This is a genomic window from Sphingomonas sp. AC449 (assembly GCF_979253475.1).
On sequence record NZ_CEEDCZ010000005.1, the window covers coordinates 136,675 to 161,965 of the forward strand.

Genomic DNA, 25,291 nt, shown 5'->3' on the forward strand with positions numbered 1-25,291 from the left:
CTACGCCGCGATCGGGAAGCGCAACAGCCGGTCGGCAACGGGGATCAGCGCCTGCGCGCCCAGGCCGACCGCGCGCATGATCTCCGGGTGATTGGGGTCCAGACCGCCGGTCAGCACGCCGAAGGCAGGCAGGATCAGCTTGGTCTGTGTCGCCACGAAACACCGCCGCGCGACATTCTTGCCGCGTACGCGCAGGCGTAGCTTGGGATGGAAATGGCCCGACAGTTCGGGCCGGTCCTCGCCGCGATCCGCTTCGTGCCGCAGCACCAGTCCGTCGACCACCGCCTCGGTGACGACGCGGCCGCCACAGCGGTCGAGGATCTCGGGATCGTGGTTCCCCGTGATCCACGTCCAGTCGGTCGCGCTGGTCAGCCCGCGCAAAAGGTCCTGCGCGCGGTCGGGCAGGCGTGCGCATCCGTCACTGTCGTGGAAACTGTCGCCGAGGCACCAGACCTCGCGCGCGCGTGTCGCGTCGACCACGGCGGTAAGATCCGCGAGCGTCGCGATCGAATCATAGGGCGGCAGCATCTGGCCGGATTTGGCGTACCAGCTCGCCTTCTCGAAATGCAGGTCCGCCACCAGCAGCGCACCGCGCGACGGCCAGAACAGCGCGCCTTGGGGCAACGCCAAAAGCGTATGCCCGCCGAACGAAAAGGGAACCATTCCGCCGCCATGCCGCTGCTCGAGTCGCGAATCAAGCGATTGTGCAGTGCAGGGGTGCGCACTTGCGCATCGCTGCAATCGGCGTAAAGCGCGCCGTCCCTCCATGAGGAGCGCTTCCCGCGCCATGTCGTCCGTCGTCGGAACCCGTGAAATTGCCCCGCCGTCTGCCGCGCACCCCGCGGGGTCATCGCACGCGCACCCCGCGCTGGCGGCGCTGACCGTCGGCGCGATCGGCGTGGTGTTCGGCGATATCGGCACCAGCCCGCTTTATGCGTTCCGCGAGGCGCTCGGCCAGACGACGGCGGGCGGGATCGACGCCAGCGAGATCCTGGGCGTCCTCAGCCTTGCGCTCTGGTCGCTGTTTCTCGTCGTCACCGTCAAATACGTCATCTTCCTGATGCGCGCGGACAACCAGGGCGAGGGGGGCGTGCTCGCGCTCGCCGCGCTTGCACGCCGCGCCTTGGGCGTTCGCTCGAAGATCGCGATCGTGCTGGGCGCGGCCGGCGCGTCGCTGTTCTACGGCGATGCGATCATCACGCCGGCCTTGTCGGTGCTGTCGGCGATGGAAGGGCTGCGCACGATCCCCAGCGCCGCGCACATCTTCAGCGAATCGACCGTGCGGGCGCTGACGATCACGATCCTGATCGGCCTGTTCCTCATCCAGGCGCGCGGCACCGCGCACGTTTCCAAGCTGTTCGGCCCGGTCTGCATCCTGTGGTTCCTCGCGATCGGCGGGCTGGGGGTGTGGCACATCGCCGACGAACCCTCGATCGTGCGCGTCTTCCTGCCCAGTTACGGCGTTGCCTTCCTGATGACCCACGGCGTCACGGGGCTGTTCGTGCTCGGTGCGGTCTTCCTCACGGTCACCGGTGCCGAGGCGCTGACCGCCGACATGGGGCATTTCGGCAAGCTTCCCATCCGCCTCGGCTGGTTCTTCCTCGTCTTCCCGGCGCTCGCGCTCAACTATCTGGGGCAGGGCGCGTTCGCGCTCGCCGCGCTTGAGGATGCGGCGGTGCGCGGCGTGCCGTTCGCCAACCGCGACTGGTTCTTCCTCATGGCGCCCGAAAGCCTGCGTGGTCCGCTGATCATTCTCGCAGGGTTCGCCACCGTGATCGCCAGCCAGGCGGTCATCACCGGCGCATTCAGCCTGACGCAGCAGGCGATCCAGCTCGGCCTGCTCCCCCGGCTGCGGATCCGCCAGACCTCGGCGGTGTTCGCGGGTCAGATCTATCTGCCCGCGATCAACTGGCTGTTGCTGATCGGCGTGTTGGTGCTGGTGGTGCAGTTCAAGACGTCGTCGGCGATGGCGGCGGCGTACGGCATTGCGGTGACCGGGACGATGGTCGTGACGACGTTGCTTGCGTACATCGTCGTGCGGCATCGCTGGAACTGGTCGCGCCCGCTCGCGCTCGCCGCGATCCTGCCGTTCCTGACGCTCGACCTGATCTTCTTCGGCGCCAATATCCTGCGCGTGATCGAAGGTGGCTGGGTGCCGCTGGTCATTGCCGCGTCGATCGGCCTGATCATCTTCACCTGGGTCCGGGGGAAACAGATCGTCAGCGCGTTCGAGAAGCGTCAGAGCATCCCGCTCGCCGATCTCGCCGCGGCCCTGGAAAAGCGCCCGCCCGAGCGTGTCGCCGGGACCGCGGTGTTCCTGACCGCCAATCCGTACGCGACGCCGGGTGCGCTGCTGCACAATCTCAAGCACAACAAGGTGCTTCACGAGACCAACCTGATCGTCAGCATTCGCACCGCCGATCGCCCGTTCGTCGACGATTCGCAGCGCGTCTGTACCGAGCGCGTCGACGAGAATTTCTCGGTCGTCGTGCTGACCTATGGGTTCATGGAGTCGCCCGACGTGCCGCGCGATCTGGGCGTTGGTGCGAAGACCGAACAGCTCGGGCTTGATCCGATGCGCACGTCGTTCTTCATCGGGCGCAACACGCTCAAGCCCGACGCGGAAAAGGGCATGCCGCCCTGGCAGGACCGCATCTTCATGTTCCTGCAGCGCAATGCGAGCGACCCGACCGACTTCCTGAAGATCCCGCCCGGCAAGGTGCTGGAACTCGGCGAGCAGGTCACGGTGTAACCGCCCTCTCCCCGCCGGGGAGAGGGGCGCGGCCGGTTATCCCGCGAACGCCTTCACCAGATCGAACAGATAGTCGCGGCCGTCGTACAACGACTCGACGCGGATGCGTTCGTTGAGGCCGTGGATACCCCCCATGTCCTTGTCGATGAACACGCCGGGCGCGCCGTAGACCGGGATGCCGATCGCCTCGAAGAAGATTCCGTCGGTCGCGCCCGTCGACATCAGCGGCAGGATCGGAATGCCGCGGAAATGCTTTGCCGCGACCTTCGTCACCGGTCCCATGATCTTCGGGTCGAGCGTCGGCGGGATCGCGGTCGGACGTACCGGCTGGTTCGCCGTCACCGCGACCTTCGTGCCGGCGAGTTCCTTCAGCTTGGCCAGCGTGCCGTCCACCGTCTCGCCCGGGAAGATCCGGCAGTTGATGTTCGCCGTCGCGCGCTGCGGCAACGCGTTCTCGGCATGCCCGGCGCTCAGCAGCGTCGCGACGCACGTCGTCCTGAGCGTCGAATGCATCGCCTCGTCGCGGCTCACGATCACATCCGCCGCCTTGTCGTCCGGATCGGCGAGCAGCGCCGTGATCGCCGTCCCCATCGCGCCCGGCATCGCCTTGGCGCTCGCCGCGAAGAACGCCCTGGTCGTATCGGTGAACCTTACCGGGAATTCATAGCCCTGCACCGCCTTCACCGCGTCCGCGAGTTCGTAGATCGCGTTGTCGGGCGTCGGTTGCGAGCTGTGTCCGCCGGGGTTGGTGGCAAGGAACGTATAGTTCTGTGCCGCCTTCTCGCCGATCTGGATTGCGAGCAGCTGGCGCTTGCCGGTATCGTCGAGCCGCCCGCCGCCGCCCTCGTTGAGCGCGAATTCGGCGGCGATCAGGTCGGGCTTCTCCTTGGCCAGATACTGGGCGCCGTTCCACGCGAACGTGGTCTCCTCCCCGCAGGTGAGCGCGAGCTTGATCGTCCGCTTGGGCGTGTATCCGCCGGTCTTGAACCGGATCATCGCATCGGACCAGATCGCCGCCTGCGCCTTGTCGTCGACCGCGCCGCGCGCGTAATAATAACCACCGTCTTCGATCAACGTGAAGGGATCGCGCACCCAGTCCTCGCGCTTCGCCTCGACCACGTCGAGATGCGCGAGCAGCAGCATCGGCTTGATCGACGCATCGGATCCCTTGAGCACCGCGACGAGCCCGCCGTCCTTCGGATGCTCGGGGACCGAGAAATAGGTGATGTCGGCATCCGCATAGCCGGCGGCCTTCAGTCGCCCACCGATCTGCGCCGCCGCCTGCGTGCAGCTGCCCGACGACAGCGTCGTGTTGGTCTCGACCAGTTCCTTGTAGAGGCCGAGGAACGCCTTCTGGTCGGGTCGCGACTGCGCCTGTGCCGTCCCGGGCGTCGTCATCGGTGCCGTCAGTATCGCCGCCGCCATCAACCACGCTGTTCGCATCGCCATCCCCTTGCCTGAGCGCGTAGCGTCGCAGGGAATATCGGGGGGCGCAACCGGATTGCCGTCACGCGGGCGGGGGTGTGGGATCCGTGCTGGGGCCCGCGGCGAACTGCGCGACGATCCAGTCATGCGCGTCGCGCCAGTCGTCGATCCGGGCATGCGCTGCGGGTGCCTTGGGCACGGCCGCGGCAAGGACCGGCTCGGCGATCATGTGGAGGCGGTGGACCTCGGGGGCATGTCGCGCAACCGAATCATGGTGCACGGCGAGGTCGTCGACGAACACCGTCACCGGGTTCCCATATTCGGCAACAAGCCGCGCCACCGGCTCGCCCTTGCCGCCCTGGTTGCATTCGACGCGGTGCGCGATCCCGAACGCCGCGAGCTGTTCGATCCGGGGCAGGCGGCACTGGTCCTGGAGGTTGGTCAGGATGACGATGTCGGTCGTCTCCGCGAGTTGGGCCAGCGCCTCGCGCGCATGCGGCACCAGCGTCTGGCGGTGCATCTCCGCCGGGAAGAACCCGCCCAGCAGCGCCCACATATCCTCGCGAGTCGGCGCGGGGCCGCCATCGCGTCGCGTCATGCTGTTCGCGAAATCGCCATGCCCGATCGAGAAGTCGATCTCGTGCGCCTCGTCCAGCCACGTCCCGAAATGCCGGACCATGTGCAACAGCACTTCGTCGCAATCGCTGATCAGCAGCGGCTTCATGACTCATATCCCGGTTCGAGCGTCATCCGCGCACGCGCGAGCGTCTCGGGCTTGATCCCGAGGGCTGCGGCACACGCGATCATGTCGGGCTCGTGCGCCTCGAGAAAGCCCAGTACGGCGGCCAGCACCGCGGTCTCGCCCGCGCGGGTGCGCAGGTCCGATGGCTCGAGCCCGGTCACCGACAGCAGCCGAGTCGCGCGGTCGGGCTCGGCCAGGGTCCAGGCCAGCGCACGGAGCGCGAGCGCTTCGGCGTCTTCATTTGTATCGACGCCGCGCATTGCCTATCGTGGTCCTTCTCGAAACGAATGGTGGCTCGCGTGGCAAAGAAGGTGCTCGTTGTCGAGGACAACGAACTCAACCTCAAACTTTTCTGCGACCTCCTGCGCGCGCACGGCTATCTTGCCGAGCCGGTGCGGGACGGGCGGGACGCCGTCGCGCGCGCGCGCGATTTCGCCCCCGACCTGATCATCATGGATATCCAGATGCCGCACGTGACCGGCTACGAGATCATCCTCGAGCTCAAGGCCGACGACGCGCTCCGGTCGATCCCGGTCATGGCCGTCACCGCCTATGCCGGGCGCGAGGACGAGGAGCGGATCCGCGCCGCGGGCGCCGCTGCCTATGTCTCGAAGCCGATCAGCCTGGCACGCTTCATGGAAGCCGTCGGCGCGCTGATCTGATCCATCTCGCCAGACTGGTCCCGGATGAAGGGCGGCGGGATGAACGACAAAAGCCGCGGGTATTGCTACCCACGGCCTTGCGGTCCCATGCAATGCGAACGACGGCAGACGCCGTCGTGCGGATTACTTGATCTTGGCTTCCTTGAACTCGACATGCTTGCGCACGACGGGATCGTACTTGCTGAACGAGAGCTTCTCGGTCTTGGTACGCGGGTTCTTCTTGGTGACGTAGAAGAAGCCGGTGTCTGCGGTGCTGACGAGCTTGATCTTGACGGTAGTCGGCTTGGCCATGAGCCCAATCCTTAAGGCTGAAAATGCTAGGGCGGCAGCACGAATGCCACCGCCCGATCTGTCGCGGCGCATGGCGCAAGCGCGCGGGCAAGTCAACCATATCGCCCGTATTTGCCGCCTTATCATCCCCGAATCGCGACGAGGCGGGTATTTAACCGCATCTTTATCGGCACGGGTGCATGCTGATATGCAACGATGGAGTCGAAAGGCGGGATCATGGGGATGGCGGGCAAGCGAGTCGCGGAAATAGTCGATCTGGCACCGATCCGCGCCGATCTGGAAGCGCGGATCGCCGCGATCGACGTTCGCGCACCCTATTCCCGCGCCTGCGATCTCGCCCCCGATGTCGACGCGATCCGCCTGATCGCCCACCGCGCCGGCATGAACCCGGCGGTGACGGTCGCGCATTTCATCGACTCGGCGCTGGCGCGGGGCGAACACGGCCCGCTCGTCCATGGCTGGCTGGCGACGCTGAAGGACGCGATCGGCAGCGAGCGACAGGATGTCCAGGCGTGCCATGCATTTGCCGCGCTTTGCTCCGTACGCCTGTCGGGATCCTGACCTGATCCGATGACGATGCGGTTTCCATGGATGCGCTGATGGCGGCGCTGGTCGCCGCCGCGTTCGCGCAATGTGGCGATCGCACCGCGTGGCTGTCCGCGATCCTCGCCGACCGGTATCGCAGGCCCGGGCTCGTCATCCTGGCCGCGGCGATCGCGCTGCTTGCGGCGAGCGGGATTGCGGCAGCAGGCGGTGCGATGCTCGCCCCGTTGCTGACGCCCAATGCGCGCCTGCTGATGCTCGCGCTCGCGCTGATGCTGCAGGGCGGGGGCGCGATGCTGACGATCACCGCCCCCGACCCGTTGCGCGGATGGACGATCGGCCCGGCGGCCACCGCGATCCTCGGGCTGTTCATCCTGGCGTTCGGCGACGGCCTGCAGTTCATCGTGTTCACGCTGGCGGCGCGGAGCACGATCCCCGCACTCGCCGCGATCGGCGCCACGATCGGATCGCTGGCCGTGATCATCCCCGCCGTCATGCTCGGCGCGTCGCGGTGGCAGCGTCTGCCGCTCGCGCTGATCCGCCGGGGCACGGGCGCGCTGTTCCTCGTCGCCGGTGCGGTCATGGCGCTCGATGCGCTGCGCCTGATCTAGCGCATCGATCAGACTGAGCCGGAAAGTCGTACGCCTTTTAGCGGACCGTTTCGTGTATCGGATCGTTTACGCAACGATCCTTTGAATCGGAGTCCTCCCATGCCGAAGACCAACCCCGCGCTCGACACCCCCACCGACCTCGTCAGCAACAGCACCAAGTCGGTTGCCGACGCGCTGAACGCGGCGCTCGCCGATTGCTATGCGCTCTATCTCAAGACGAAGAATTTCCACTGGCACATGTCGGGTCCGCACTTCCGCGACTATCACCTGCTGCTCGACGATCAGGCCGCGCAAATTCTCGGCGTGACCGACGCGATCGCCGAACGCGTCCGCAAGACGGGCAACACGACGCTGCGCTCGATCGGCGATATCTCGCGGCACCAGTCGATCTCGGACAACGACAAGGACTTTGTCGGCCCGACCGAGATGCTCGCCGAGCTGCGCGAGGACAATCTGCGGCTCGTCGAGCAGTTCCGCGTCGTCAAGGATGCCTCGGACGAAGCCAAGGACAATGCGACCAGCGGGATCGTCGACGAATGGACCGATCACGCCGAAGAGCGCGCATGGTTCCTATTCGAAGCCAGCCGCAAGGGCTGACCGGCTCGTAGCGACGGCGTCCCCAAGCGCGGGCCGGAACCGATGCGAATTAACATGGTTTAGCTTTCAACAGGAGATTGAACATGTTGAAGCTTGCCGTCACGTTTCTCGTCATTGGCCTGGTCCTCGCGCTGCTCGGCTTCGGTGGCGTCGGCGGCGCCTTTATCGGCATCGCGAAGATCCTGTTCTTCATCGCGATCGCGCTGTTCGTCGTGTTCCTCGTGCTCGGCCTGCTCGCCGGCAAGGGGATCAAGAACGCGATAGACTGACACGGCGCGGCCTGGCGCCGAACCATGGACCAAGGATAGGAAGGCCCTCGCTGAAGCGGGGGCCTTTTTCGTGTTGGGCGTCCCGTCGCTAGACCAATCGCGATCCTGGAGCGCAGCGGCCATGCCGAGCGTTGGGGCATCATGCACGCCTTCGCCGCCCTGCTCGACTCGCTCACCTACACGCGCTCGCGCAATGCGAAGCTGAAGCTGATCGGCGATTATCTGCGCAACACGCCCGATCCCGACCGGGGCTGGGCGATGGCAGCGCTGACGGGCGATCTCGACATTCCCGGGATCAAGTCGGCGGTCATCCGCGCGCTGATCGAGGCGCGGGTCGATCCCGTCCTGTTCCGGATGAGCCGTGATTATGTCGGCGACACCGCAGAGACGGTCGCATTGCTATGGCCCGAGCCGGTGACGCCGGTATCGGCCCCGCCGCTGTCGATCTCGCAGGTCGTCGACCGGCTCATGCAGGTCTCGCGGTCCGACGCGCCGGCAGCGCTCGCCGAGATGCTCGATCGATCCGACCCGGAGGAGCGATTCGCGTTGCTCAAGATGGCGACGGGTGCGCTGCGGATCGGCGTCTCGTCGCGGCTGGCCAAGACCGCGCTGGCGGAGACGTTCGGTCTGGACGTCGATGCGGTCGAGGAGGTCTGGCACGGCCTATCGCCCCCCTATGCGACGCTGTTCGCCTGGGCAGAGGGCGAGGGCGCGCAGCCGACCCCGGCCGACGTCCCCGTATTTCGCCCGTTCATGCTCGCGCACGGGCTCGAGGACCTTCGCGTCGATCTCGCGGACTATGCCGCGGAATGGAAATGGGACGGCATCCGCGTCCAGATCGTCCACGTCGCCGGGCAGACGCGCCTGTACAGCCGGACCGGCGACGACGTCACCGCGAGCTTTCCCGACATTGCGGGCGCGTTCGCGACCTCCGCGACCATCGACGGCGAACTGCTCGTGAAAGGCGAGCATCAAGGCGGGACGCTCGAGGAAGGCGGCGGGGCGGCGAGCTTCAACGCGTTGCAGCAGCGCCTCGGGCGCAAGACCGTGTCGGCGAAGATGCTTGCCGACTATCCCGCCTTCGTCCGCGTCTACGACCTCCTGATCGACGATGGCGAGGATCTGCGGGCGCTTCCCTGGACCGATCGGCGCGCGCGGCTCGAGGCGTTCATGCCGCGTCTCGACCCCGACCGGTTCGACCTCAGCCAGGTCATCGAGGCAAAGGACTTCACCGGCCTGGAGGTCGTCCGGGCGGGCGCGCGCGACTCTGCGATCGAGGGCGTCATGCTCAAGCGCCGCGATTCGCCCTATGTCGGCGGGCGCCGCGCGGGGCTGTGGTACAAATGGAAGCGCGATCCGCTGACCGCCGACTGCGTGATGATGTACGCGCAGCGCGGGAGCGGCCGGCGGTCCTCCTATTATTCCGACTATACCTTTGGATGCTGGACCGAAGACGGTGAACTGCTGCCCGTCGGCAAGGCGTATTCGGGCATAACCGACGAGGAACTGCGCATGCTCGACTCGTTCGTGCGCAAGAACACGCTCAACCGCTTCGGCCCCGTCCGCGAGGTCGAGAAGACGATGGTGCTCGAGATCGCGTTCGATTCGCTGCACGAATCGAAGCGGCACAAGTCCGGGGTGGCGATGCGCTTCCCGCGTATCGCGCGGATCCGGACCGACAAGCCCGCAGCGGAGGCGGACCGGATCGATACGCTTCGGCGCATGATCATCGACGGATAGCGCTGCCCTCGTCGGCCTCGTCGATCGTAATCTGGAACAGCGTCGGCCACAACTTGCCGGTGACGAACAACCGTTTGCGCTGGGCGTCCCAGGCAATGCCGTTGGGCACCGCATCGCGGTCGGCCGCGCCGATTTCCTTGACCAGCTGGCGCAGGTCGATGATCGCGTTCACCTTGCCGGTGCCGGGGTCGATCCGTACGAGAAAGCCGGTCTGCCAGACATTGGCGAGGATCGCGCCGTCGACATATTCGAGCTCGTTAAGCTGCGACACCGGACGCCCGTCGATCGTCACCGCGATGCGGCGGCGTTCCGCCAGCGTGGTGGGATCGCGGACGATCAGCGACGACGAGCCATCCGACTGGATCAACGTCTCCCCGAGCGTCGTCATGCCCCAGCCTTCGCCGCTATAGCGGTTCGTGCCCTTGGGGGTCAGGCTACGCACGTTCCAGCGATGCGCGATGCCGTCATGCCATGTCAGGCTGATCAGATCGCCGTTCCACAGCGCGAGACCCTCGCCGAACTGACGCGAATCGATCGCCTGCTTCTTGAGCACCCGCCCGTCGGCGAGGCGGACGCGCCGGACGTCGGACATCCCCTCCTTGCCCGTGCTCTCGAACAGCGTCCCGTCATGCCACAACAGCCCTTCGGTGAAGGCGGTGCGATCATGCGGATAACGGGCGACGACGCGGACGGACAGGATCGGGACCGGACCGGCCGTGGGGCGGGCGGGCTCTTGGCTAGTCCTCGGGTTCGCCGCTCGTGCCGCTTGCGGCGCAGCGACAGGTGCGTTCGTCCGGCCGGGACGATCCGTGACCGGCTGGCCGACGGCCACGCCCGACTGACGACTCTCGTCGAACCCGCGCGCGGCCGCGTCTGCCGGCAGGGAAGGGGCACAAAAGAAAGCGGCCGGCCCCGCGAGTGCGAGACCGGCCGCGATCACATACCGTTCGATCGTCATGCGTGTCCGAAAACCGCGCTGTTCGACCGAATCGTTATCAGCCACCTGCGCTCAGGTTGACGGCTGCGTACTTGCCGCGGCGATCGACCTCGAGCTCGAACTCGAGCTTGTCGCCCTCGTTCAGCGTCGCCATGCCGGCACGCTCGACGGCCGAGATGTGCACGAATGCATCGGGCTGGCCATCGTCGCGCTGAATGAAGCCGAAGCCCTTCATCGCGTTGAAGAACTTGACGGTGCCCGTCGCCTTCTCACCGGTCAGCTGGCGCTGCGGCGCGCCGCCTGCACCACGATCGCCACCACGGGGGGCGCCATGGCCTTCGTCGCGATCACGCGGGGGACCACGATCGGTAACGGCCATCGGCTCGCCATCGATCTTCAGGTCGGTTGCCGAGATACGGCCACCGCGGTCGACGAGCGTGAAGCCGAGCGGCTGACCCTCTGCGAGCGCGACCATGCCGGCCTGCTCGACTGCGCTGATGTGCACGAACACGTCCTCGCCGCCGTCATCACGCACGACAAAGCCGAAACCCTTCTGCGCGTTGAAGAACTTTACGACGCCAGTGCCTTCGCCGACAACCTGCGGGGGCATGCCACGACCGGCGCCACCGCCGCCGCCACCAAAGCCGCCGCCACCGCCGCCGCCGCGGTATCCACCGCCGCCACCGCCGCCGCCGCCGAAGCGATCACCGCCGCCGCCGAAGCTGCTGCCGCCGCCGTAGCTGCTGCCACCGCCGCCGCCATAGCTGCTGCCGCCGCCGAACCGGTCGCCGCCGCCGCCGAAGCTGCTGCCGCCGCCGAAATCGTCGCTGCCGCCGCCGAAGCTGTCACGCTTGTCGCGGCCACGCCCGCCACGGTTCCCGCGGCCACCTTTATCGAAACCCATAAGCCCTGATCGTCTTCCCGGTTCGCCCGCAAAATCTCTCCAGAAAACCGGCGTGTCCGGACGACGAACGCGGGCCTTCGGGCGCGAAACCTTTTGCGCCGTGATCGAGGCATAGCGCAAAAATCAAGTCACCGCGAACAGAATCTTGTGGGCAATTCTATCATCGACCAGCATCACGGCGAAAGCGAGGCATCGGACGGCGGCACGGCATTCACGGTCGACCGGTTCGTGCAGGCCGGCTCTGGGCAGGGCGTCTGGTGCATCATCGCCAGGCGCTCGCAAGCGCTTCGGATCAGGGGTTTGTCATCCCTCTGGGCGGCTGTGCGCCGCAGGGGGATGACCGCATACCCATTGAGCGTCGCGGCGACCCCCGCTAGGGCCGGGGGATGACAGTTCATCTTCATGAGGGCGATATCCCGTCCGGGATCTTCGCACCCGGCGCCTCGATCGCGGTCGATACCGAGACGATGGGGCTGATCACGCCGCGGGATCGACTCTGCGTGGTCCAGCTTTCGGATGGCGGGCCGGATGAGCATCTCGTCCGATTCGCAGCCGACAGCGACTATGCCGCGCCCAATCTCAAGGCGCTGCTGAGCGATCCCGAACGGCTCAAGCTCTATCATTTCGGACGGTTCGATATCGCGGCGATCCAGCATTATCTGGGCGTCGTCGCCGCACCCGTCTATTGCACGAAGATCGCGTCGCGGCTGGTACGGACCTATACCGACCGGCACGGACTGAAGGAACTCGTCCGCGAGCTCCTCGGCCAGGACGTCTCGAAGCAGCAGCAATCGTCCGACTGGGGCAGCCCCGTGCTGAGCGAGGCGCAAAAGGATTATGCCGCGTCCGACGTCCGTTTCCTCCACCGCATGAAGGAGGAACTCGACCGCCGCCTGATCCGCGAGGGCCGGATGGAACTTGCGCAGAGCTGTTTCGACTTCCTGCCGACGCGCGCGGCGCTCGATCTCGCCGGATGGCCCGAGATCGATATCTTCGCGCACGCCTGAGATGGTGCGGACGCCACGTCCTGCCGGCGGGCCGTCACGACGGCCGGTGCGGTCGCCGCGACAGGTCTGGGCGGCGCCGGGCAGCCGCCACGACCGCGTCGTCGGCCTCGCACGCATCGGCCTGCCGACCGCGATCGGCGTGCTGACCGCGTTTCTGGTCATGGCGCCGCTGACCGCGGGCGGTGACGTGTCGTTCGTGCTCGACAAGAACAAGGTCGAGGTCGCGCAGGAGCGGATGAAGCTCCAGGCCGCGCAATATCGCGGACAGGATTCGAAGGGGCAGGCGTTCTCGCTCGATGCCGGGTCGGCGATCCAGAAGAGCTCCGCCGAGCCCGTCGTCGACATGACGCGTCTGAGCGCGCTGCTGCAGCTTTCCGATGGTCCCGCCACGGTGAAGGCGAACACCGGGCGCTACGACATGGATACCGAGAAGGTCCGTCTCGACGGCCCGCTCAACGTCACCGCACCGCGCGGTTACGACCTGCGCACGACCAATGCGACGCTCGATCTGCGCGCGCGGACGATGGAAAGCGGAAGCGCGGTGACGGGCACCGTGCCGCAGGGACGGTTCAGCGCGAACAAGCTGCACGCCGACCTTGAGGGACGAACCGTCAGGCTTGATGGCAATGCCCGCTTGCGGATCGTGCCGCGAGGGCCGAAATAGCGGCCATGCGCGCCCTTCATGCCCCCACCCTCCTGATGCTCCTGGCATTCGCCGCAACCGGCGTCTCCGCGCAGCGTGCCCATAATTCCAACGCGCCGATCGACTTCGGCGCCGATCATATCGAATTGCAGGACAAGGCCAATCGCGCCGTGCTGAGCGGCAGCGTGTCGGTCAAGCAGGCCGACATGACGCTCAATTCGGCGCGGATGACGGTCGCGTATACGGGCGAGGTGATCGGCGGCAATCCGCAGGTCTCGCGGCTCGACGCGTCGGGCGGCGTCACCGTCCGGCGTCCGGACCAGACCGCGAAAAGCCAATATGCGATCTACGATCTCAACCAGCGCGTGATCACGATGCTGGGCGCCGTCACGCTCACCCAGGGGGGCAACACCGTGAACGGGGGGCGTCTGACGATGAACCTCGACACGGGCCGTGCGGTCATCGACGGATCGTCGGTACGCGGCAGCAACGGCGCGGCGGCGAGCGGCGGTACCGTGACGCAGACCGGCGGCCGCGTGACCGGGACCTTCTCGGTCCCCAAGCGCAACTGATCGATTCGCCCGGCATGACATGGCTTTCGCGATCGAAGACAGGGCTCTCACGATCGAAGGCCGGATTCACGCCTTCCGTTTTCCCGCTGCCGACGCGCACCGTTTCCGTTTCTGCCGCCCCCTTATTATCTGAAGGCCGATCTTGATGGATGCCTCCACGCTGCCCCCGATCGACAACGCCGGCGCGCACGGCGAGCCGATCGTCGAATCGCCGGTGGTCGACGGCCTTCAGGTCGTGTCGATCGCCAAGTCCTACGACAAGCGCACGGTGCTGACCGACGTCTCGGTGTCGGTCGGGCGGGGCGAGGTGGTCGGGCTGCTGGGGCCGAACGGCGCGGGAAAGACGACGTGCTTCTATTCGGTGATGGGATTGGTGAAGCCCGATTCGGGCCGCATCATGCTCGACGGCGAGGACATCACGCGGCTGCCGATGTACCGGCGCGCGATCCTCGGCCTGGGCTACCTGCCGCAGGAGACGTCGATCTTTCGCGGGCTGACGATCGAGAAGAACATCCTCACGGTGCTCGAACTCGCCGAACCCGACAAGGCCGAGCGTCAGCGCAAGCTCGACACGCTGCTCGACGAATTCGGCCTGACGCGGTTGCGGACCTCGCCCGCGATGGCGCTGTCGGGGGGCGAGCGCCGCCGCGCGGAAATCGCGCGTGCGCTTGCCGCCGAGCCGTCGATCATGCTGCTCGACGAGCCGTTCGCGGGGATCGACCCGATCTCGATCGCCGACATCCGGGATCTGGTGAAGGATCTGAAGCGGCGCGACATCGGCGTGCTGATCACCGATCACAACGTCCGCGAGACGCTCGACATCGTCGACCGCGCCTACATCATCTACGACGGTCGCGTGCTGTTCTCGGGCAGCCCTGCCGAGCTCGTCGCCGACGCGAACGTCCGCCGCCTGTATCTGGGCGAAGGCTTCTCGCTCTAGTGTCATGAGCCTCGCGCCTCGCCTGGACATTCGCCAATCGCAATCGCTGGTGATGACCCCGCAATTGCAGCAGGCGATCAAGCTGCTGGCGCTGTCGAACCTCGAGATCGAGGGGTTCCTGGCCGAGGAGATCGAGCGAAACCCGCTGCTTGAGGCGGGTGCGGCCGACGATGGCGACGGCGCCGATCGTGAGCCCGGCCAGGAGCCGGCGCCCGAGACGCCGCGCGACGAACGCGTCGCGGCGGACGACCTGGTCTCGGGCGCGGCGGGCGGCGACGAACCCGCGCTCGACGTCGACTATGCGACCGAGAGCCACCAGCAGGACAGCGTCGCCGATGGCGGCAGCGGGATGGACGGCGCGCTGTCGATGACCGGTGCCAGTGCGGGCGGGGCAGGGGGCGAGGACGGTCCCGATCTCGACGCGTTTGCCGATACCGGGCTCAGCCTGGCCGATCACCTGATGGCGCAGGCAGGCCCCGCGATCGCCGCGGAGGATGCGTTCATCGCCGCGCATCTGATCGATCAGATCGACGAGGCGGGGTATCTGACGGCCCCGCTCCTCGACATGGCGACGCGGCTCGGCGTGCCGCTCGCCCGTACGGAGCATGTTCTCGCGATCATCCAGACATTCGACCCGACCGGTGTCGGCGCGCGCGATCTCGCCGAATGCCTCGCGATTCAGGCGCGTGAGGCCGACCGCTACGATCCGTGCATGGCGCGGCTGATCGACAATCTCGACCTGCTCGCCCGCGGCGAGCTCAGCCGGTTGAAGCGGATCTGCGAGGTGGACGACGAGGATATCGCCGACATGATCCGCGAGCTTCGCGGCTATGATCCGAAGCCCGGCTGCCGGTTCGGCGGCGAGCCGAGCCAGGCGGTGGTCCCCGACCTGTTCGTCGCGCGGACCAAGGCCGGGTGGGCGATCGAGATCAACGCCGCGACGCTGCCGCGCGTGCTCGTCAACCGCAGCTATTATACCGAATTGTCGAGCGGGCAGCAGGACAAGGCGTCGAAGGCGTGGCTCAGCGACTGCCTCGCCAGCGCGAACTGGCTGGTCAAGGCGCTCGATCAGCGACAGCGGACGATCATCAAGGTCGCGACCGAAATCGTGAAGCAGCAGGAGGCGTTCTTCCTCCACGGCGTCGCGCACCTGAAGCCGATGACGCTGCGGATGGTGGCCGATGCGATCGAGATGCACGAATCGACGGTCAGCCGGGTCACGAGCAACAAATATGTTTCGTGCGCGCGCGGCCTGTACGAACTGAAATATTTCTTCACGTCGGCGATCCAGTCGGCCGACGGCGGCGACGCGGTCTCCGCGCAGGCGGTCAAAAGCGCGATCAAGGCATTGATCGCAAACGAGGGTGCCAAGATCCTGTCGGACGACACGCTGGTCGAACTGCTCGACGGCAAGGGCTTCGACATCGCTCGGCGGACGGTCGCGAAATACCGGGAGTCGCTAGGAATCGGCAGTTCGGTACAACGCCGCCGCGCGCGCACGCTCGAGGGCACCGGCTGACGCTTGCCTTCTGCCGGCATCGGCGTAGCGTCGCGGCGTCATCACGGGGGGGCCCAGACCGATGAACGATCAGACTGCTGGTAGCGCCGCCGCCGACGATGCCGCCGACTTCACGCACGCCGGACAGGCGACCGGCGGGACCTCGCCGGCGATGACCGCGGCGGAGCCCGATGGCGCGCCGCGGATCGCGGTCCTCGACATCCTGCGCGGGATCGCGATCCTCGCCATCCTGTTCATGAACATCAACGACATGGGCGGCTCGCTGTTCGCGTCGTTCGACGATGTCCGTCATTTCGGCTGGGCAAGGCAGGATCAGGTCGCGTGGTGGCTGCGCGAGGTGATCGCGAACGGAACCGCGCGCTGCATGCTCGAGATGCTGTTCGGCGCCGGGATGGTGATCCTGACCGATCGCGCCGCGCTGGCGGTCGGCACGCGCGTCGTGATGAAGCGCTATTATGTCCGCAACCTGCTGCTGTTCGCGTTCGGGCTCGTGCACATCTTCATCCTGCTGTGGCCCGGCGACATTCTGCACACCTATGGCCTTGCGGCGCTGGTCGCGTTCCTGTTCCGCCGGCTCCGTCCGCGCCTGCTCATCGTGTTCGGGCTGGCCGCCGCGGTGCTGCAGTTCGCGGGCGGGACCTATGGCTATGTGTCGACGGTGCAGACGCAGGCCAGGGTCGCGGCGATCGAAGCCGCGCGCGGTGTAGGGCGGCCGGTCGAGGCCGCGGACCGGGCGTTTCTCGCCAAGATTGCCGAGAACAAGGCCGCGCGCGCGAAGAGCAAGGCCGAGGACAAGGCCAGGATCGTCGCCGAGGACAAGGCGCGGACGGGCAGCTTCAGGACGTGGGCGGCCTATCAGTGGAGCGTCACCGCGTATCTGGAAAGCCGCGGGCTCGAACTGCTGTTCGTCTGGGAAGCCGCCGGCGTGATGCTGATCGGCGCGGCGCTCTACAGGCTGGGCATCCTCCAGGGCAGCCGCTCGCGGGCGTTCTACTGGCGGATGACGGTGATCGCCTACGGTGTCGCGATCCCGTTGCGGATCATCGGTGCCGCCGAACAGATGCGATTCGACACCAGCGCCAAGACGCTGTGGGCGACGACGGAAATCGCGCGCCAGGCGATGACGCTCGGTCATGTCGGCGCGGTCAACCTGCTGGTGGGGACGCTTGTCGGGGCACGGCTGTTGCGCCCGTTCGTCGCGGCGGGCCGGACCGCGCTGTCGATCTATGTGCTGCAGACGATCGTCGGACTGTGGATCCTGTTCCCGCCGTTCGCGCTTGGTCTCTATGGCCGGCTGGGCTGGGCGGAACTGATGGCGACTGCGCTGGTCATCGACGTGGCGCTGCTGTGGCTGGCCAATGCGTATCTGAAGCGCTTCACGATTGCCCCCGTCGAATGGGCGTGGCGGTCGCTGATCGAGCGACGCAGGCTGGCCTGGCGCAAACCCCGCGCCGAGCCCCGGGGACGCCTCGAGCCCGCCTAGTCGTCCTCGTCCTCGAACCCGACCAGTGCCAGCGCACGTGCCTTGATCTGCCGCGTCATGCACCAGTGGATCAGCGCGTCGTCGCGCCCATGCGTCACCCAGACCTCGCGCGGCGCGATCTCGGCGAGCGTCTCGGTCAATTCGTCCCAGTCGGCGTGATCGCTGAGGATCAGCGGCAGTTCGACATTTTTCTGCCGCGCGCGTCCGCGCACGCGCATCCAGCCGCTCGCCATCGCGGTGATCGGATCCGGCAGCCGTCGCGACCAGCGATCGTTGAGCGCACCCGGCGGGCACATCACGACATGCCCCGCCATCTCCGCCTTCTTCGCGTCGGCGACGGGGCGCAACTCGCCCAGCCGCACGCCGTGCTCGGCATACAGGTCGCACAGCCGTTGCAGCGCCCCGTGGATATAGATCGGCGCCTCGTGCCCGCGTTCGCGCAGTTCGCAGATCACGCGCTGCGCCTTGCCCAGCGCATAGGCGCCGACGAGCACGCAGCGTTCGGGATTGGCGTGCAGCGCGGTGATCAGCTTGTCGATCTCGTCGCCCGTGTCCGGATGCCGGAACACCGGGAGGCCGAACGTCGCCTCGGTGACGAACACGTCGCATTTGACCGGCTGGAACGGGACGCAGGTCGGATCGCTGCGGCGCTTATAGTCGCCCGAGACGACGACGCGCTCGCCGCGATAGTCGAGGATGATCTGCGCCGAGCCGAGCACATGCCCCGCGGGCACGAAGCCGATATCGACCCCGTCGCCTGCGCCATCCGCTCCGCCCCCCATCCGGATCGTCTCGCCATATGCGACCGGGTGTCCGGTTTGCGGACCATAGCGCGCGTCCATGATCGCCAGCGTCTCGGGCGTCGCCCAGACCGCTGCATGACCGCCGCGCGCATGGTCCGCATGGCCATGCGTCACGAGCGCCTTCGCGCTGGGAATTGAGGGGTCGATCCAGGCATCGATCGGCTTGACCAGGATGCCGTGCGGATGCGGTTCGAGCCAGTCGCCGAGTCTTGCCATGGGACTAGTACGCGCGAGCGAGGCGGTGGTGCCGTCGGCTCCGCGCCTGGCGACCGGTGGTGATCAGGCGACCGCGCGGATCGGTGCGCGCCGCCGGCCGATCAGCGCCGCCGCCCGATCTTGATCGTCGCCAGGATGGCATCCATCCGTGCTGCGGCGACGGCCTGTGGCGGGGCGTTGCGCCGCGGCGGCGGGGCGGCCGAGGCCGAATAGGTGACGCGGTCGATCGCATAGCAGGCGCCGTTGACCACGGTGCGGAAATTGGTGGCGCGGATCGCCTGGCTCATCCCGGCGTCGCCGTTCGCATACACCGTCCAGCGATGGCCGCCGAGCATCCGGTCGGGCAACCGCCGCCCGCTGCCCGACCGCGTGCCCGCGGTGCCGCATGTGGCGATCACGGTGGCGCTGCGGCTGAAACCGACCTGGATCATCTCGGTCACCTGGCCCTGGCCGTCGGTCGGCTTTGCGACCTGCCAGAACCGGACCACGCCGACGCCGCGCCCGACCGGCGTCCCGTCCCACATCAGCCGCCAGCCCGCGCTCATCAGCGCGCGTCCGGCGAAATTCCGCGTCGGTTGCAGGCTCGAGGGATGGCTCAGCCGTATCAGTCCGCCCGCGCCGATGAACGACTGCGACGCCGCGGTGGCATTCGCCAGCGGCAGCAGCGCGAGGAGGGGCAGGGGCAGAAGGTAGCGATAGAGCGACACCAGGAGCCTTTCGTTGCGGGAAACCATCCGACGCCGATCGGGCTCGATCGCCGGGCGCCAACCATGCCGATGGGGTCCATACCTATGAGATGCATAGGAACAGGGTCCATGGCGATGGGGCGCACCGCCCCCATATGACGACGATGCGTGAACGTTGCGTGACCAAACTGCCCTTGCCCCTTGAAAGCTGGTTCGCGACGCGGGGGTGGCAGCCGCGTCGGCATCAGCGCGACATGCTCGATGCCGCGCGCGCGGGCGAGCATGCGCTGCTCGTTGCCGCGACCGGTGCGGGCAAGACACTCGCGGGGTTCCTGCCGACGCTCGCCGAGCTGATCGACGCGCCGACCGAGGGGCTCCACACGCTCTATGTCTCGCCGCTGAAGGCGCTCGCGGTCGACGTCCAGCGCAATCTGCTGACGCCGATCGAGGAAATGGGTGTCGACATCCGCGTCGAGACGCGGACCGGCGACACGCCGTCCGACCGCAAGGCGCGACAGCGGATCAAGCCGCCGCAGATCCTGCTGACCACGCCCGAATCGCTGTCGCTGCTGCTGAGCTATCCCGACAGCCTGACGATGTTCGCGGGGATCCGGACGATCATCGTCGACGAGGTTCACGCGTTCGCGACGGGCAAGCGCGGCGACCTGCTCTCGCTGTGCATGGCGCGGCTGCAGAAGATCGCGCCGGGAATGCGCCGCGTCGCGCTGTCGGCGACGGTCGCGGATGCAGACGGCTATCGTGCATGGCTCGCGCCCGATGGCGACATCGACCAGGTCACGATGGTCGACGGCGAGCCCGGCGCGGATCCGAACATCGCGATCCTGCTGCCCGAGGGCCGCATCCCGTGGTCGGGACATTCGGGTCGCTATGCCGCCGAACAGGTCATGGCCGAGATCGAATCGCATGGCACGACGATCGTGTTCTGCAACACGCGCAGCCTCGCCGAGCTGATCTTCCAGGACCTGTGGAAGGTCAACGCGAACAACCTGCCGATCGGCGTCCACCACGGCAGCCTCGCCCGCGAGGCGCGACGCAAGGTCGAGGGCGCGATGGCGGACGGCAAGCTGCGCGCGCTGGTCGCCACCGCCAGCCTCGACCTGGGGGTCGACTGGGGCAATGTCGACTGCGTGATCCAAATGGGTGCGCCCAAGGGCTCGTCGCGCCTGCTCCAGCGGATCGGCCGCGCGAACCACCGGCTCGACGAGGCGAGCGAGGCGATCCTCGTCCCGGGCAACCGGTTCGAATATCTCGAGGCACGGGCCGCGCTCGACGCGGTCGAGGCGGGCGAGCTCGACCCCGACCTGTTCCGCGTCGGCGCACTCGACGTGCTCGCGCAGCACGTCATGGCCTGTGCGTGCGCCGCACCGTTCCGCGAAGCCGATCTGCTCGACGAGATCCGGTCCGCGCTGCCCTATTCTGCGCTGCCGACCGAGACGTTCGAGCGGGTGCTCGGCTTCATCCGCGACGGCGGCTACAGCCTCAAGGCCTATGACCGGTTCAAGCGGCTGACGCAGGATCCCGACGGCACCTGGCGTATCAGCCACCCTAAGTTCATCGCGCAGCACCGCCTCAACGCGGGCATCATCGTCGAGGCGACGATGCTCAACGTCCGGTTCGGCAATGGCCGCGCGCTAGGCCGCGTCGAGGAGGGGTTCGCCGCACAGCTCAGCCACGGCGACACCTTCTTCTTCGCGGGTCTGAGCCTCGAGGTGATGAAGATCGATACCGAGGATCTCGTCGTCCGCGCGACGTCGAAACCCGCGCGCATCCCGACCTATGGCGGCAGCCGCATGCCGCTGTCGACCAACCTCGCCGACCGCGTCCGCGGCTTTCTCGCGCATCCCGGCGAATGGGCGCGCTTTCCCGACGACGTCCGCGAATGGCTCGAATATCAGCGGCTGCGCTCGGTCCTGCCCGAACCCGGGCAGTTGCTGGTCGAGACGTTCCCGCGCGAGGGGCGGCATTACATGATAGCCTACAGCTTCGAGGGGTGGAACGCGCACCAGTCGCTCGGCATGCTCGTGACCCGGCGCATGGAGACGCTCGGACTGAAGCCGCTCGGCTTCGTCGCGAACGACTATGCGCTCGCCGTCTACGGTCTCGAGAAGATCACCGACCCCGCCGCGCTGTTCTCCGCCGACATTCTCGAGCACGAATTCGTCGATTGGGTGCAGCAATCGCATCTGCTCAAGCGTGCGTTTCGCGAGGTCGCGGTGATCGGCGGGCTGGTCGAGCGCCAGCATCCCGGCAAGCGCAAGACCGGACGGCAGGTCACCTTCTCGACCGACCTGATCTACGACGTGCTGCGCAAATACGAGCCGACGCACCTGCTGCTCGAAGCGGCATGGGCGGACGCGCGCGCACGGATGACCGATGTCGGCCGCCTCGCCGGGCTGCTCGACCGCGCGGCGGCGACGATGCTGCACGTCGATCTCGACCGCGTGACCCCACTCGCGGTGCCCGTGCTTACGCTGATCGGGCGCGAGAAGGTCGCGACCAACACCGCCGACGACGCGCTGCTCGTCGAGGCCGAGGCGCTGGCGGCCGAGGCGATGCGGATCGACTGATGCGTCCCCCGCTTGACCGGTACCCCGCGCTTGTGGTGAGACCGCGGACATGACCGATCGTATCGACCGCAAGCTCGAAGAGCTTGGCCTCGCTTTGCCGCAGGCCGCCGCCCCCGTCGCCTCCTATGTTCCCGCCGTCGAGGCGAACGGGTTGCTCCACATCTCGGGCCAGCTGCCCTTCAAGGACGGCCAGATCGTCACCGGGCGCCTCGGCGACGGCGTCTCGCTCGAGGACGGCCAGGATGCGGCACAGCGCTGCGCGCTGATGCTCGTCGCGCAGATGAAGGCGGCGCTCGGCTCGCTCGGCCGTGTCGAGCGGATCGTGAAGCTCGGCGTGTTCGTCAACTCGCACGGCGACTTCACCGACCAGCCCAAGGTCGCCAACGGCGCGTCCGACCTGATGGTCCAGCTGTTTGGCGATGCCGGCAAGCATGCGCGCTCGGCGGTCGGCGTGCCCGTCCTGCCGCTCGGCGCCGCGGTCGAGATCGACGCGATCGTCCAGGTCTCCGCCGCTTGAGCCTGACGCATGTGCCCCTATTTTAGGGGCACATGACCGCCCTCTCAGCCCGCATCGCCTCAGGCGTCGTCGCAATCGCCGCCAAGGACTGGAACGCGTGCGCAGGCGAGGGCAATCCCTTTGTCGGCCATGACTTCCTCGCCGCACTCGAAACCTCGGGCAGCGTCGGCGGGCGTTCGGGGTGGCAGGCGTTGCCGATCGTCATCGACGATGACGACGGTACGCCCGCCGCGATCGCCCCGGCCTATGCCAAGAGCCACAGCCAGGGCGAATATGTCTTCGACCACGCCTGGGCGGACGCCTGGGAGCGCGCGGGTGGGCGCTATTATCCCAAGCTCCAGCTGTGTGCGCCGTTCAGCCCGGTGCCCGGCCCGCGGCTGCTGTTGCGCGACCCGACGCTCGCGCCGGCGCTGATCGCCGCGGTCGAGGCGGTCACCGACCAGAGCGGGCTGTCGTCGGCGCATGCGACCTTCATCGCACCCGACGAGGTCGCCGCGTTCGAGGCGGCGGGCTGGCTCATCCGGCAAGGGACGCAGTTCCACTGGCGGAATGCAGGCTATGCGAGCTTCGACGATTTCCTCGCCGCGCTCGCCAGCCGCAAGCGCAAGGCGATCCGCAAGGAGCGCGCGGCGGCGGTCGAAGGGCTGACGATCCGCCACCTGACCGGGGCCGAGATCACGCCGGCGCACTGGGATGCGTTCTGGGTCTTCTATCAGGACACGGGCAGCCGCAAATGGGGCCAACCCTATCTGACGCGGCGCTTCTTCGACACGATCGGCGCGACGATGGGCGACCGGATCCTGCTGATCCTCGCCGAGCGCGACGGCGTACCGATCGCGGGGGCGCTGAACCTGATCGGCGAGGACACGCTTTATGGTCGCTATTGGGGCGCGACTGAGGAGGTGCCGTTCCTCCATTTCGAGCTCTGCTATTACCAGGCGATCGACGCCGCGATCGCGCGCGGTCTGCAGACGGTCGAGGCGGGCGCGCAGGGTGAACACAAGCTCGCGCGCGGCTATGCACCCGTCGCGACCTATTCCGCGCATTATATTCCCGACGCGGGGTTCCGCCGCGCGATCGCCGACTTCCTCGAGCGCGAGCGCGAGGCGGTCGCCGCCGATCGCGACTATCTCGGCGAACTCACTCCGTTCCGGCGGGGCGGGGCGTCACGGTCCGATTGACCTTGAACAGCGCGCTGGTGCCGTCGCGGCGGATCAGCGTGAGGTCGTGGATCAGCGCCGGGTCGAACGCCGGCGGGTGGATCAGCCAGACATAGTCGAACGCCGCGCGCGGGAAATGCTCGAGCGCGGTCGAGATCGGCCGCCAGAACTGGCCACGGCAGCGGATGTCGGACACGATTTCCGACGGGTCGTGCGAAAAGCCGCGCGCGGCGGGATAGCGTGTCGTCATCAATTGTCCGCCTGCCATCGACCATTGATCGTTGGCAAACGCCAGCCGGCGCTCGAGCAACAGCCCGGGCACATGCTCGAGCCGCGAATAGGCCCAGTCGTCGCGACAGCGCCGGCCGACGAACGATACGACGCGCGCACGCTCGGGCAGCGTGTCGATCGCCGCGATCGCCTGGTCGTACGACCGGTCGTAGATCAGGTAGCTGATCGTCGTGCCCGCCAGTCGAACCGCGAAGAAGCTGAACCCGAGCACCGCGAGCACCGCCGCGCCGCGCAGCGACAGCCCGTGCCGCGGGCGCAGCGCGATGATCGCGAAGGCGAGCATGAACGGCGCGAGCCGCATGTCGGCATAGGCCGATCCGAACACGATCCGCGGCAACAGGATATAGACCAGCAGCAGGAACAGCGCGGACAGCGACAGGTTGCGCGAATATTCGATCGTCTGGTCGCGGATGCCGCGGAACAGGATGATGAAGAGAACGGTGACCGAGGCGATGTCGAACGCCATCCACCGGTCGCGCAGGACCATCGTGATCCAGTTCATCTTCCAGCGCCAGTTGAACCAGTCCTGCGTCTTGCCGGTGACATGGTCGCCCGACCGCCACAGCACCATCATCACCATCGGCAGCGCGAGCGGGATGCAGTTGATGCCGGCGCGGATGATCGCGCTCACCCAGCCATGCGACGCGCCGCTGTCGCGGATCGCGTCCTTGCGGATATCGTGCTGGCGGATCAGCTCGGCGGAGAAGGCCAGCACGCCCAGCACGCCCCAGCCAAACGTATGGCACAGCCACAACAGGCACGAGGCGGGGACGAACAGGATCGTGCGCAACCGCAGCCTGCCCAGTCGCCCGAGCCGTACCCAGAAGGCGAACAGGTTGAGCGCAAGCGCCATCGCCAGCGCGAAATTGGCAAAGCCGAATTGGAAGGGATAGCTGTACGCGAGCGGCAGCGCGAACAGCGCGGTCGCGGGGATCCGGCCATGGACCTCGCGCGCGATCCACAACAGCCCGGTCACCGTCAGCGCCGGGATCGCCATCATGATCAGCTTGACCGCCAGCTCGAGGCCGAAGATCGGCGCAAGCGGCTCGATCAGCAGATCGACGCCGAGATTGCCGATCAGCTGCCACCGGAAATCATACCATTGGCTCAGCCACGGATTGTCGCCGATCGCCAGTTGGACGCGGTAGCGCCCCATATGCCCGGGCAGGTCGACCAGCGGCGGAATCTCCGGCCACAACAGCGGGATGATCGAGGCCAAGGCGACGCACGCGACGAACGTGCGCGTCTGCCACCAGTGAAGTTCCGTGGTTGTCCCCCGCGCCATCCCTCGACGCCTAGCGCCGGGAGGGGGGCTTCGACAAGCGTCGACGTTGCGCGGTTGCGACGGAATTCGCTGCAGGCGTCACCATCGCAGAACGTCCGGCCCCCGGGT

26 protein-coding genes are annotated in these 25,291 nt (G+C 67.3%); 16 read left to right on the forward strand and 10 right to left on the reverse strand.

Annotation, left to right across the window (positions count from 1 at the left end; genetic code table 11):
• Positions 1-663 carry a ligase-associated DNA damage response endonuclease PdeM gene (pdeM, locus tag AC0CH3_RS10780; RefSeq protein ID WP_354300861.1) on the reverse strand — a complete coding sequence of 221 codons (663 nt, stop codon included), beginning with the start codon at positions 661-663 and terminating at the stop codon, positions 1-3.
• Positions 664-787: 124 nt separating this feature from the next.
• Between pdeM and AC0CH3_RS10785 the strand changes: the two genes are divergently transcribed.
• Positions 788-2,752: a potassium transporter Kup gene (locus tag AC0CH3_RS10785; protein WP_056018012.1), complete on the forward strand. Its 1,965-nt coding sequence runs from the start codon at positions 788-790 to the stop codon at positions 2,750-2,752.
• Positions 2,753-2,788: 36 nt separating this feature from the next.
• On the opposite strand, the gene AC0CH3_RS10790 is transcribed toward AC0CH3_RS10785, so the two are convergent.
• From AC0CH3_RS10790 to AC0CH3_RS10800, 3 genes are all read right to left on the reverse strand, one after another.
• Positions 2,789-4,195 (reverse strand): M20/M25/M40 family metallo-hydrolase, encoded by a 1,407-nt coding sequence (locus AC0CH3_RS10790; RefSeq protein ID WP_465237892.1) that lies wholly within the window; start codon positions 4,193-4,195, stop codon positions 2,789-2,791.
• A gap of 64 nt (positions 4,196-4,259) precedes the next feature.
• Positions 4,260-4,901 (reverse strand): HAD family hydrolase, encoded by a 642-nt coding sequence (locus AC0CH3_RS10795; protein ID WP_354300865.1) that lies wholly within the window; start codon positions 4,899-4,901, stop codon positions 4,260-4,262.
• A complete protein-coding gene (locus tag AC0CH3_RS10800) occupies positions 4,898-5,179 on the reverse strand; it encodes a DUF3572 family protein (RefSeq protein WP_056018008.1) in 282 nt (93 codons plus the stop codon). Before AC0CH3_RS10800 ends, AC0CH3_RS10795 begins: the two co-directional genes overlap by 4 nt.
• Before the next feature lie 39 nt (positions 5,180-5,218).
• Between AC0CH3_RS10800 and AC0CH3_RS10805 the strand changes: the two genes are divergently transcribed.
• Positions 5,219-5,581 carry a response regulator gene (locus tag AC0CH3_RS10805; RefSeq protein WP_354300867.1) on the forward strand — a complete coding sequence of 121 codons (363 nt, stop codon included), beginning with the start codon at positions 5,219-5,221 and terminating at the stop codon, positions 5,579-5,581.
• A gap of 123 nt (positions 5,582-5,704) precedes the next feature.
• Here the strand turns inward: AC0CH3_RS10805 and rpmG are convergent, their stop codons facing one another.
• Entirely contained in the window at positions 5,705-5,872 is a 168-nt protein-coding gene (rpmG, locus tag AC0CH3_RS10810) for a 50S ribosomal protein L33 (protein WP_017977469.1), read from the reverse strand.
• A gap of 195 nt (positions 5,873-6,067) precedes the next feature.
• Between rpmG and AC0CH3_RS10815 the strand changes: the two genes are divergently transcribed.
• The 5 genes from AC0CH3_RS10815 (at position 6,068) to AC0CH3_RS10835 (ending at position 9,632) form a co-directional block, all read left to right on the forward strand.
• Positions 6,068-6,433, forward strand: a complete 366-nt coding sequence (locus AC0CH3_RS10815; RefSeq protein WP_465237893.1) for a hypothetical protein — start codon at positions 6,068-6,070, stop codon at positions 6,431-6,433.
• 26 nt (positions 6,434-6,459) lie between these two features.
• The gene (locus AC0CH3_RS10820) at positions 6,460-7,026 is read left to right on the forward strand and encodes a TMEM165/GDT1 family protein (protein WP_354300872.1); all 567 of its coding nucleotides are present in this window, start codon (positions 6,460-6,462) and stop codon (positions 7,024-7,026) included.
• 99 nt (positions 7,027-7,125) lie between these two features.
• A complete protein-coding gene (locus AC0CH3_RS10825) occupies positions 7,126-7,623 on the forward strand; it encodes a Dps family protein (protein WP_056018002.1) in 498 nt (165 codons plus the stop codon).
• A gap of 83 nt (positions 7,624-7,706) precedes the next feature.
• A complete protein-coding gene (locus AC0CH3_RS10830; protein ID WP_056018000.1) occupies positions 7,707-7,892 on the forward strand; it encodes a DUF1328 domain-containing protein in 186 nt (61 codons plus the stop codon).
• A gap of 141 nt (positions 7,893-8,033) precedes the next feature.
• Positions 8,034-9,632, forward strand: a complete 1,599-nt coding sequence (locus AC0CH3_RS10835; RefSeq protein WP_465237894.1) for a cisplatin damage response ATP-dependent DNA ligase — start codon at positions 8,034-8,036, stop codon at positions 9,630-9,632.
• On the opposite strand, the gene AC0CH3_RS10840 is transcribed toward AC0CH3_RS10835, so the two are convergent.
• Together AC0CH3_RS10840 and AC0CH3_RS10845 are read right to left on the reverse strand one after the other, a co-directional pair.
• Complete coding sequence (locus AC0CH3_RS10840) at positions 9,619-10,590, reverse strand: glutaminyl-peptide cyclotransferase (protein ID WP_354300876.1); 972 nt, start codon at positions 10,588-10,590, stop codon at positions 9,619-9,621. The two genes, AC0CH3_RS10835 and AC0CH3_RS10840, sit on opposite strands and share 14 nt — an antisense overlap.
• 37 nt (positions 10,591-10,627) lie before the next feature.
• Entirely contained in the window at positions 10,628-11,473 is an 846-nt protein-coding gene (locus AC0CH3_RS10845; RefSeq protein WP_354300878.1) for a cold-shock protein, read from the reverse strand.
• A gap of 386 nt (positions 11,474-11,859) precedes the next feature.
• Between AC0CH3_RS10845 and AC0CH3_RS10850 the strand changes: the two genes are divergently transcribed.
• From AC0CH3_RS10850 to AC0CH3_RS10875, 6 genes are all read left to right on the forward strand, one after another.
• The gene (locus tag AC0CH3_RS10850; RefSeq protein ID WP_056017994.1) at positions 11,860-12,480 is read left to right on the forward strand and encodes a ribonuclease D; all 621 of its coding nucleotides are present in this window, start codon (positions 11,860-11,862) and stop codon (positions 12,478-12,480) included.
• A gap of 1 nt (position 12,481) precedes the next feature.
• A complete protein-coding gene (gene lptC, locus AC0CH3_RS10855) occupies positions 12,482-13,144 on the forward strand; it encodes an LPS export ABC transporter periplasmic protein LptC (RefSeq protein WP_333995568.1) in 663 nt (220 codons plus the stop codon).
• A 5-nt stretch (positions 13,145-13,149) separates the two neighbouring features.
• Positions 13,150-13,695, forward strand: coding sequence for an LptA/OstA family protein (locus tag AC0CH3_RS10860; RefSeq protein WP_056017991.1), 546 nt, complete (start codon positions 13,150-13,152; stop codon positions 13,693-13,695).
• Between the two features lie 145 nt (positions 13,696-13,840).
• Positions 13,841-14,635: an LPS export ABC transporter ATP-binding protein gene (gene lptB, locus AC0CH3_RS10865; RefSeq protein ID WP_056017989.1), complete on the forward strand. Its 795-nt coding sequence runs from the start codon at positions 13,841-13,843 to the stop codon at positions 14,633-14,635.
• Between the two features lie 4 nt (positions 14,636-14,639).
• Positions 14,640-16,154 carry an RNA polymerase factor sigma-54 gene (rpoN, locus tag AC0CH3_RS10870; protein WP_354300881.1) on the forward strand — a complete coding sequence of 505 codons (1,515 nt, stop codon included), beginning with the start codon at positions 14,640-14,642 and terminating at the stop codon, positions 16,152-16,154.
• A 61-nt stretch (positions 16,155-16,215) separates the two neighbouring features.
• On the forward strand, positions 16,216-17,637 hold the full coding sequence (locus AC0CH3_RS10875) for a DUF418 domain-containing protein (protein ID WP_354300883.1): 1,422 nt from the start codon (positions 16,216-16,218) through the stop codon (positions 17,635-17,637).
• Here the strand turns inward: AC0CH3_RS10875 and AC0CH3_RS10880 are convergent.
• Positions 17,634-18,656 carry a ligase-associated DNA damage response exonuclease gene (locus tag AC0CH3_RS10880; RefSeq protein WP_056017985.1) on the reverse strand — a complete coding sequence of 341 codons (1,023 nt, stop codon included), beginning with the start codon at positions 18,654-18,656 and terminating at the stop codon, positions 17,634-17,636. The two genes, AC0CH3_RS10875 and AC0CH3_RS10880, sit on opposite strands and share 4 nt — an antisense overlap.
• Before the next feature lie 101 nt (positions 18,657-18,757).
• Positions 18,758-19,363: a hypothetical protein gene (locus AC0CH3_RS10885; RefSeq protein ID WP_354300885.1), complete on the reverse strand. Its 606-nt coding sequence runs from the start codon at positions 19,361-19,363 to the stop codon at positions 18,758-18,760.
• A gap of 143 nt (positions 19,364-19,506) precedes the next feature.
• On the opposite strand from AC0CH3_RS10885, the gene AC0CH3_RS10890 reads away from it, so the two are divergent.
• From AC0CH3_RS10890 to AC0CH3_RS10900, 3 genes are read left to right on the forward strand one after another with little or no spacing between them, the layout of a single operon-like run.
• Positions 19,507-21,930 carry a ligase-associated DNA damage response DEXH box helicase gene (locus AC0CH3_RS10890; RefSeq protein WP_333995562.1) on the forward strand — a complete coding sequence of 808 codons (2,424 nt, stop codon included), beginning with the start codon at positions 19,507-19,509 and terminating at the stop codon, positions 21,928-21,930.
• Between the two features lie 49 nt (positions 21,931-21,979).
• On the forward strand, positions 21,980-22,447 hold the full coding sequence (locus AC0CH3_RS10895) for a RidA family protein (RefSeq protein WP_056017981.1): 468 nt from the start codon (positions 21,980-21,982) through the stop codon (positions 22,445-22,447).
• Positions 22,448-22,479: 32 nt separating this feature from the next.
• Positions 22,480-23,628, forward strand: coding sequence for a GNAT family N-acetyltransferase (locus AC0CH3_RS10900; protein ID WP_354300888.1), 1,149 nt, complete (start codon positions 22,480-22,482; stop codon positions 23,626-23,628).
• Here AC0CH3_RS10900 and AC0CH3_RS10905 read toward each other — a convergent pair.
• On the reverse strand, positions 23,588-25,183 hold the full coding sequence (locus AC0CH3_RS10905; protein WP_354300890.1) for a hypothetical protein: 1,596 nt from the start codon (positions 25,181-25,183) through the stop codon (positions 23,588-23,590). The two genes, AC0CH3_RS10900 and AC0CH3_RS10905, sit on opposite strands and share 41 nt — an antisense overlap.
• Positions 25,184-25,291: the final 108 nt, after the last annotated feature.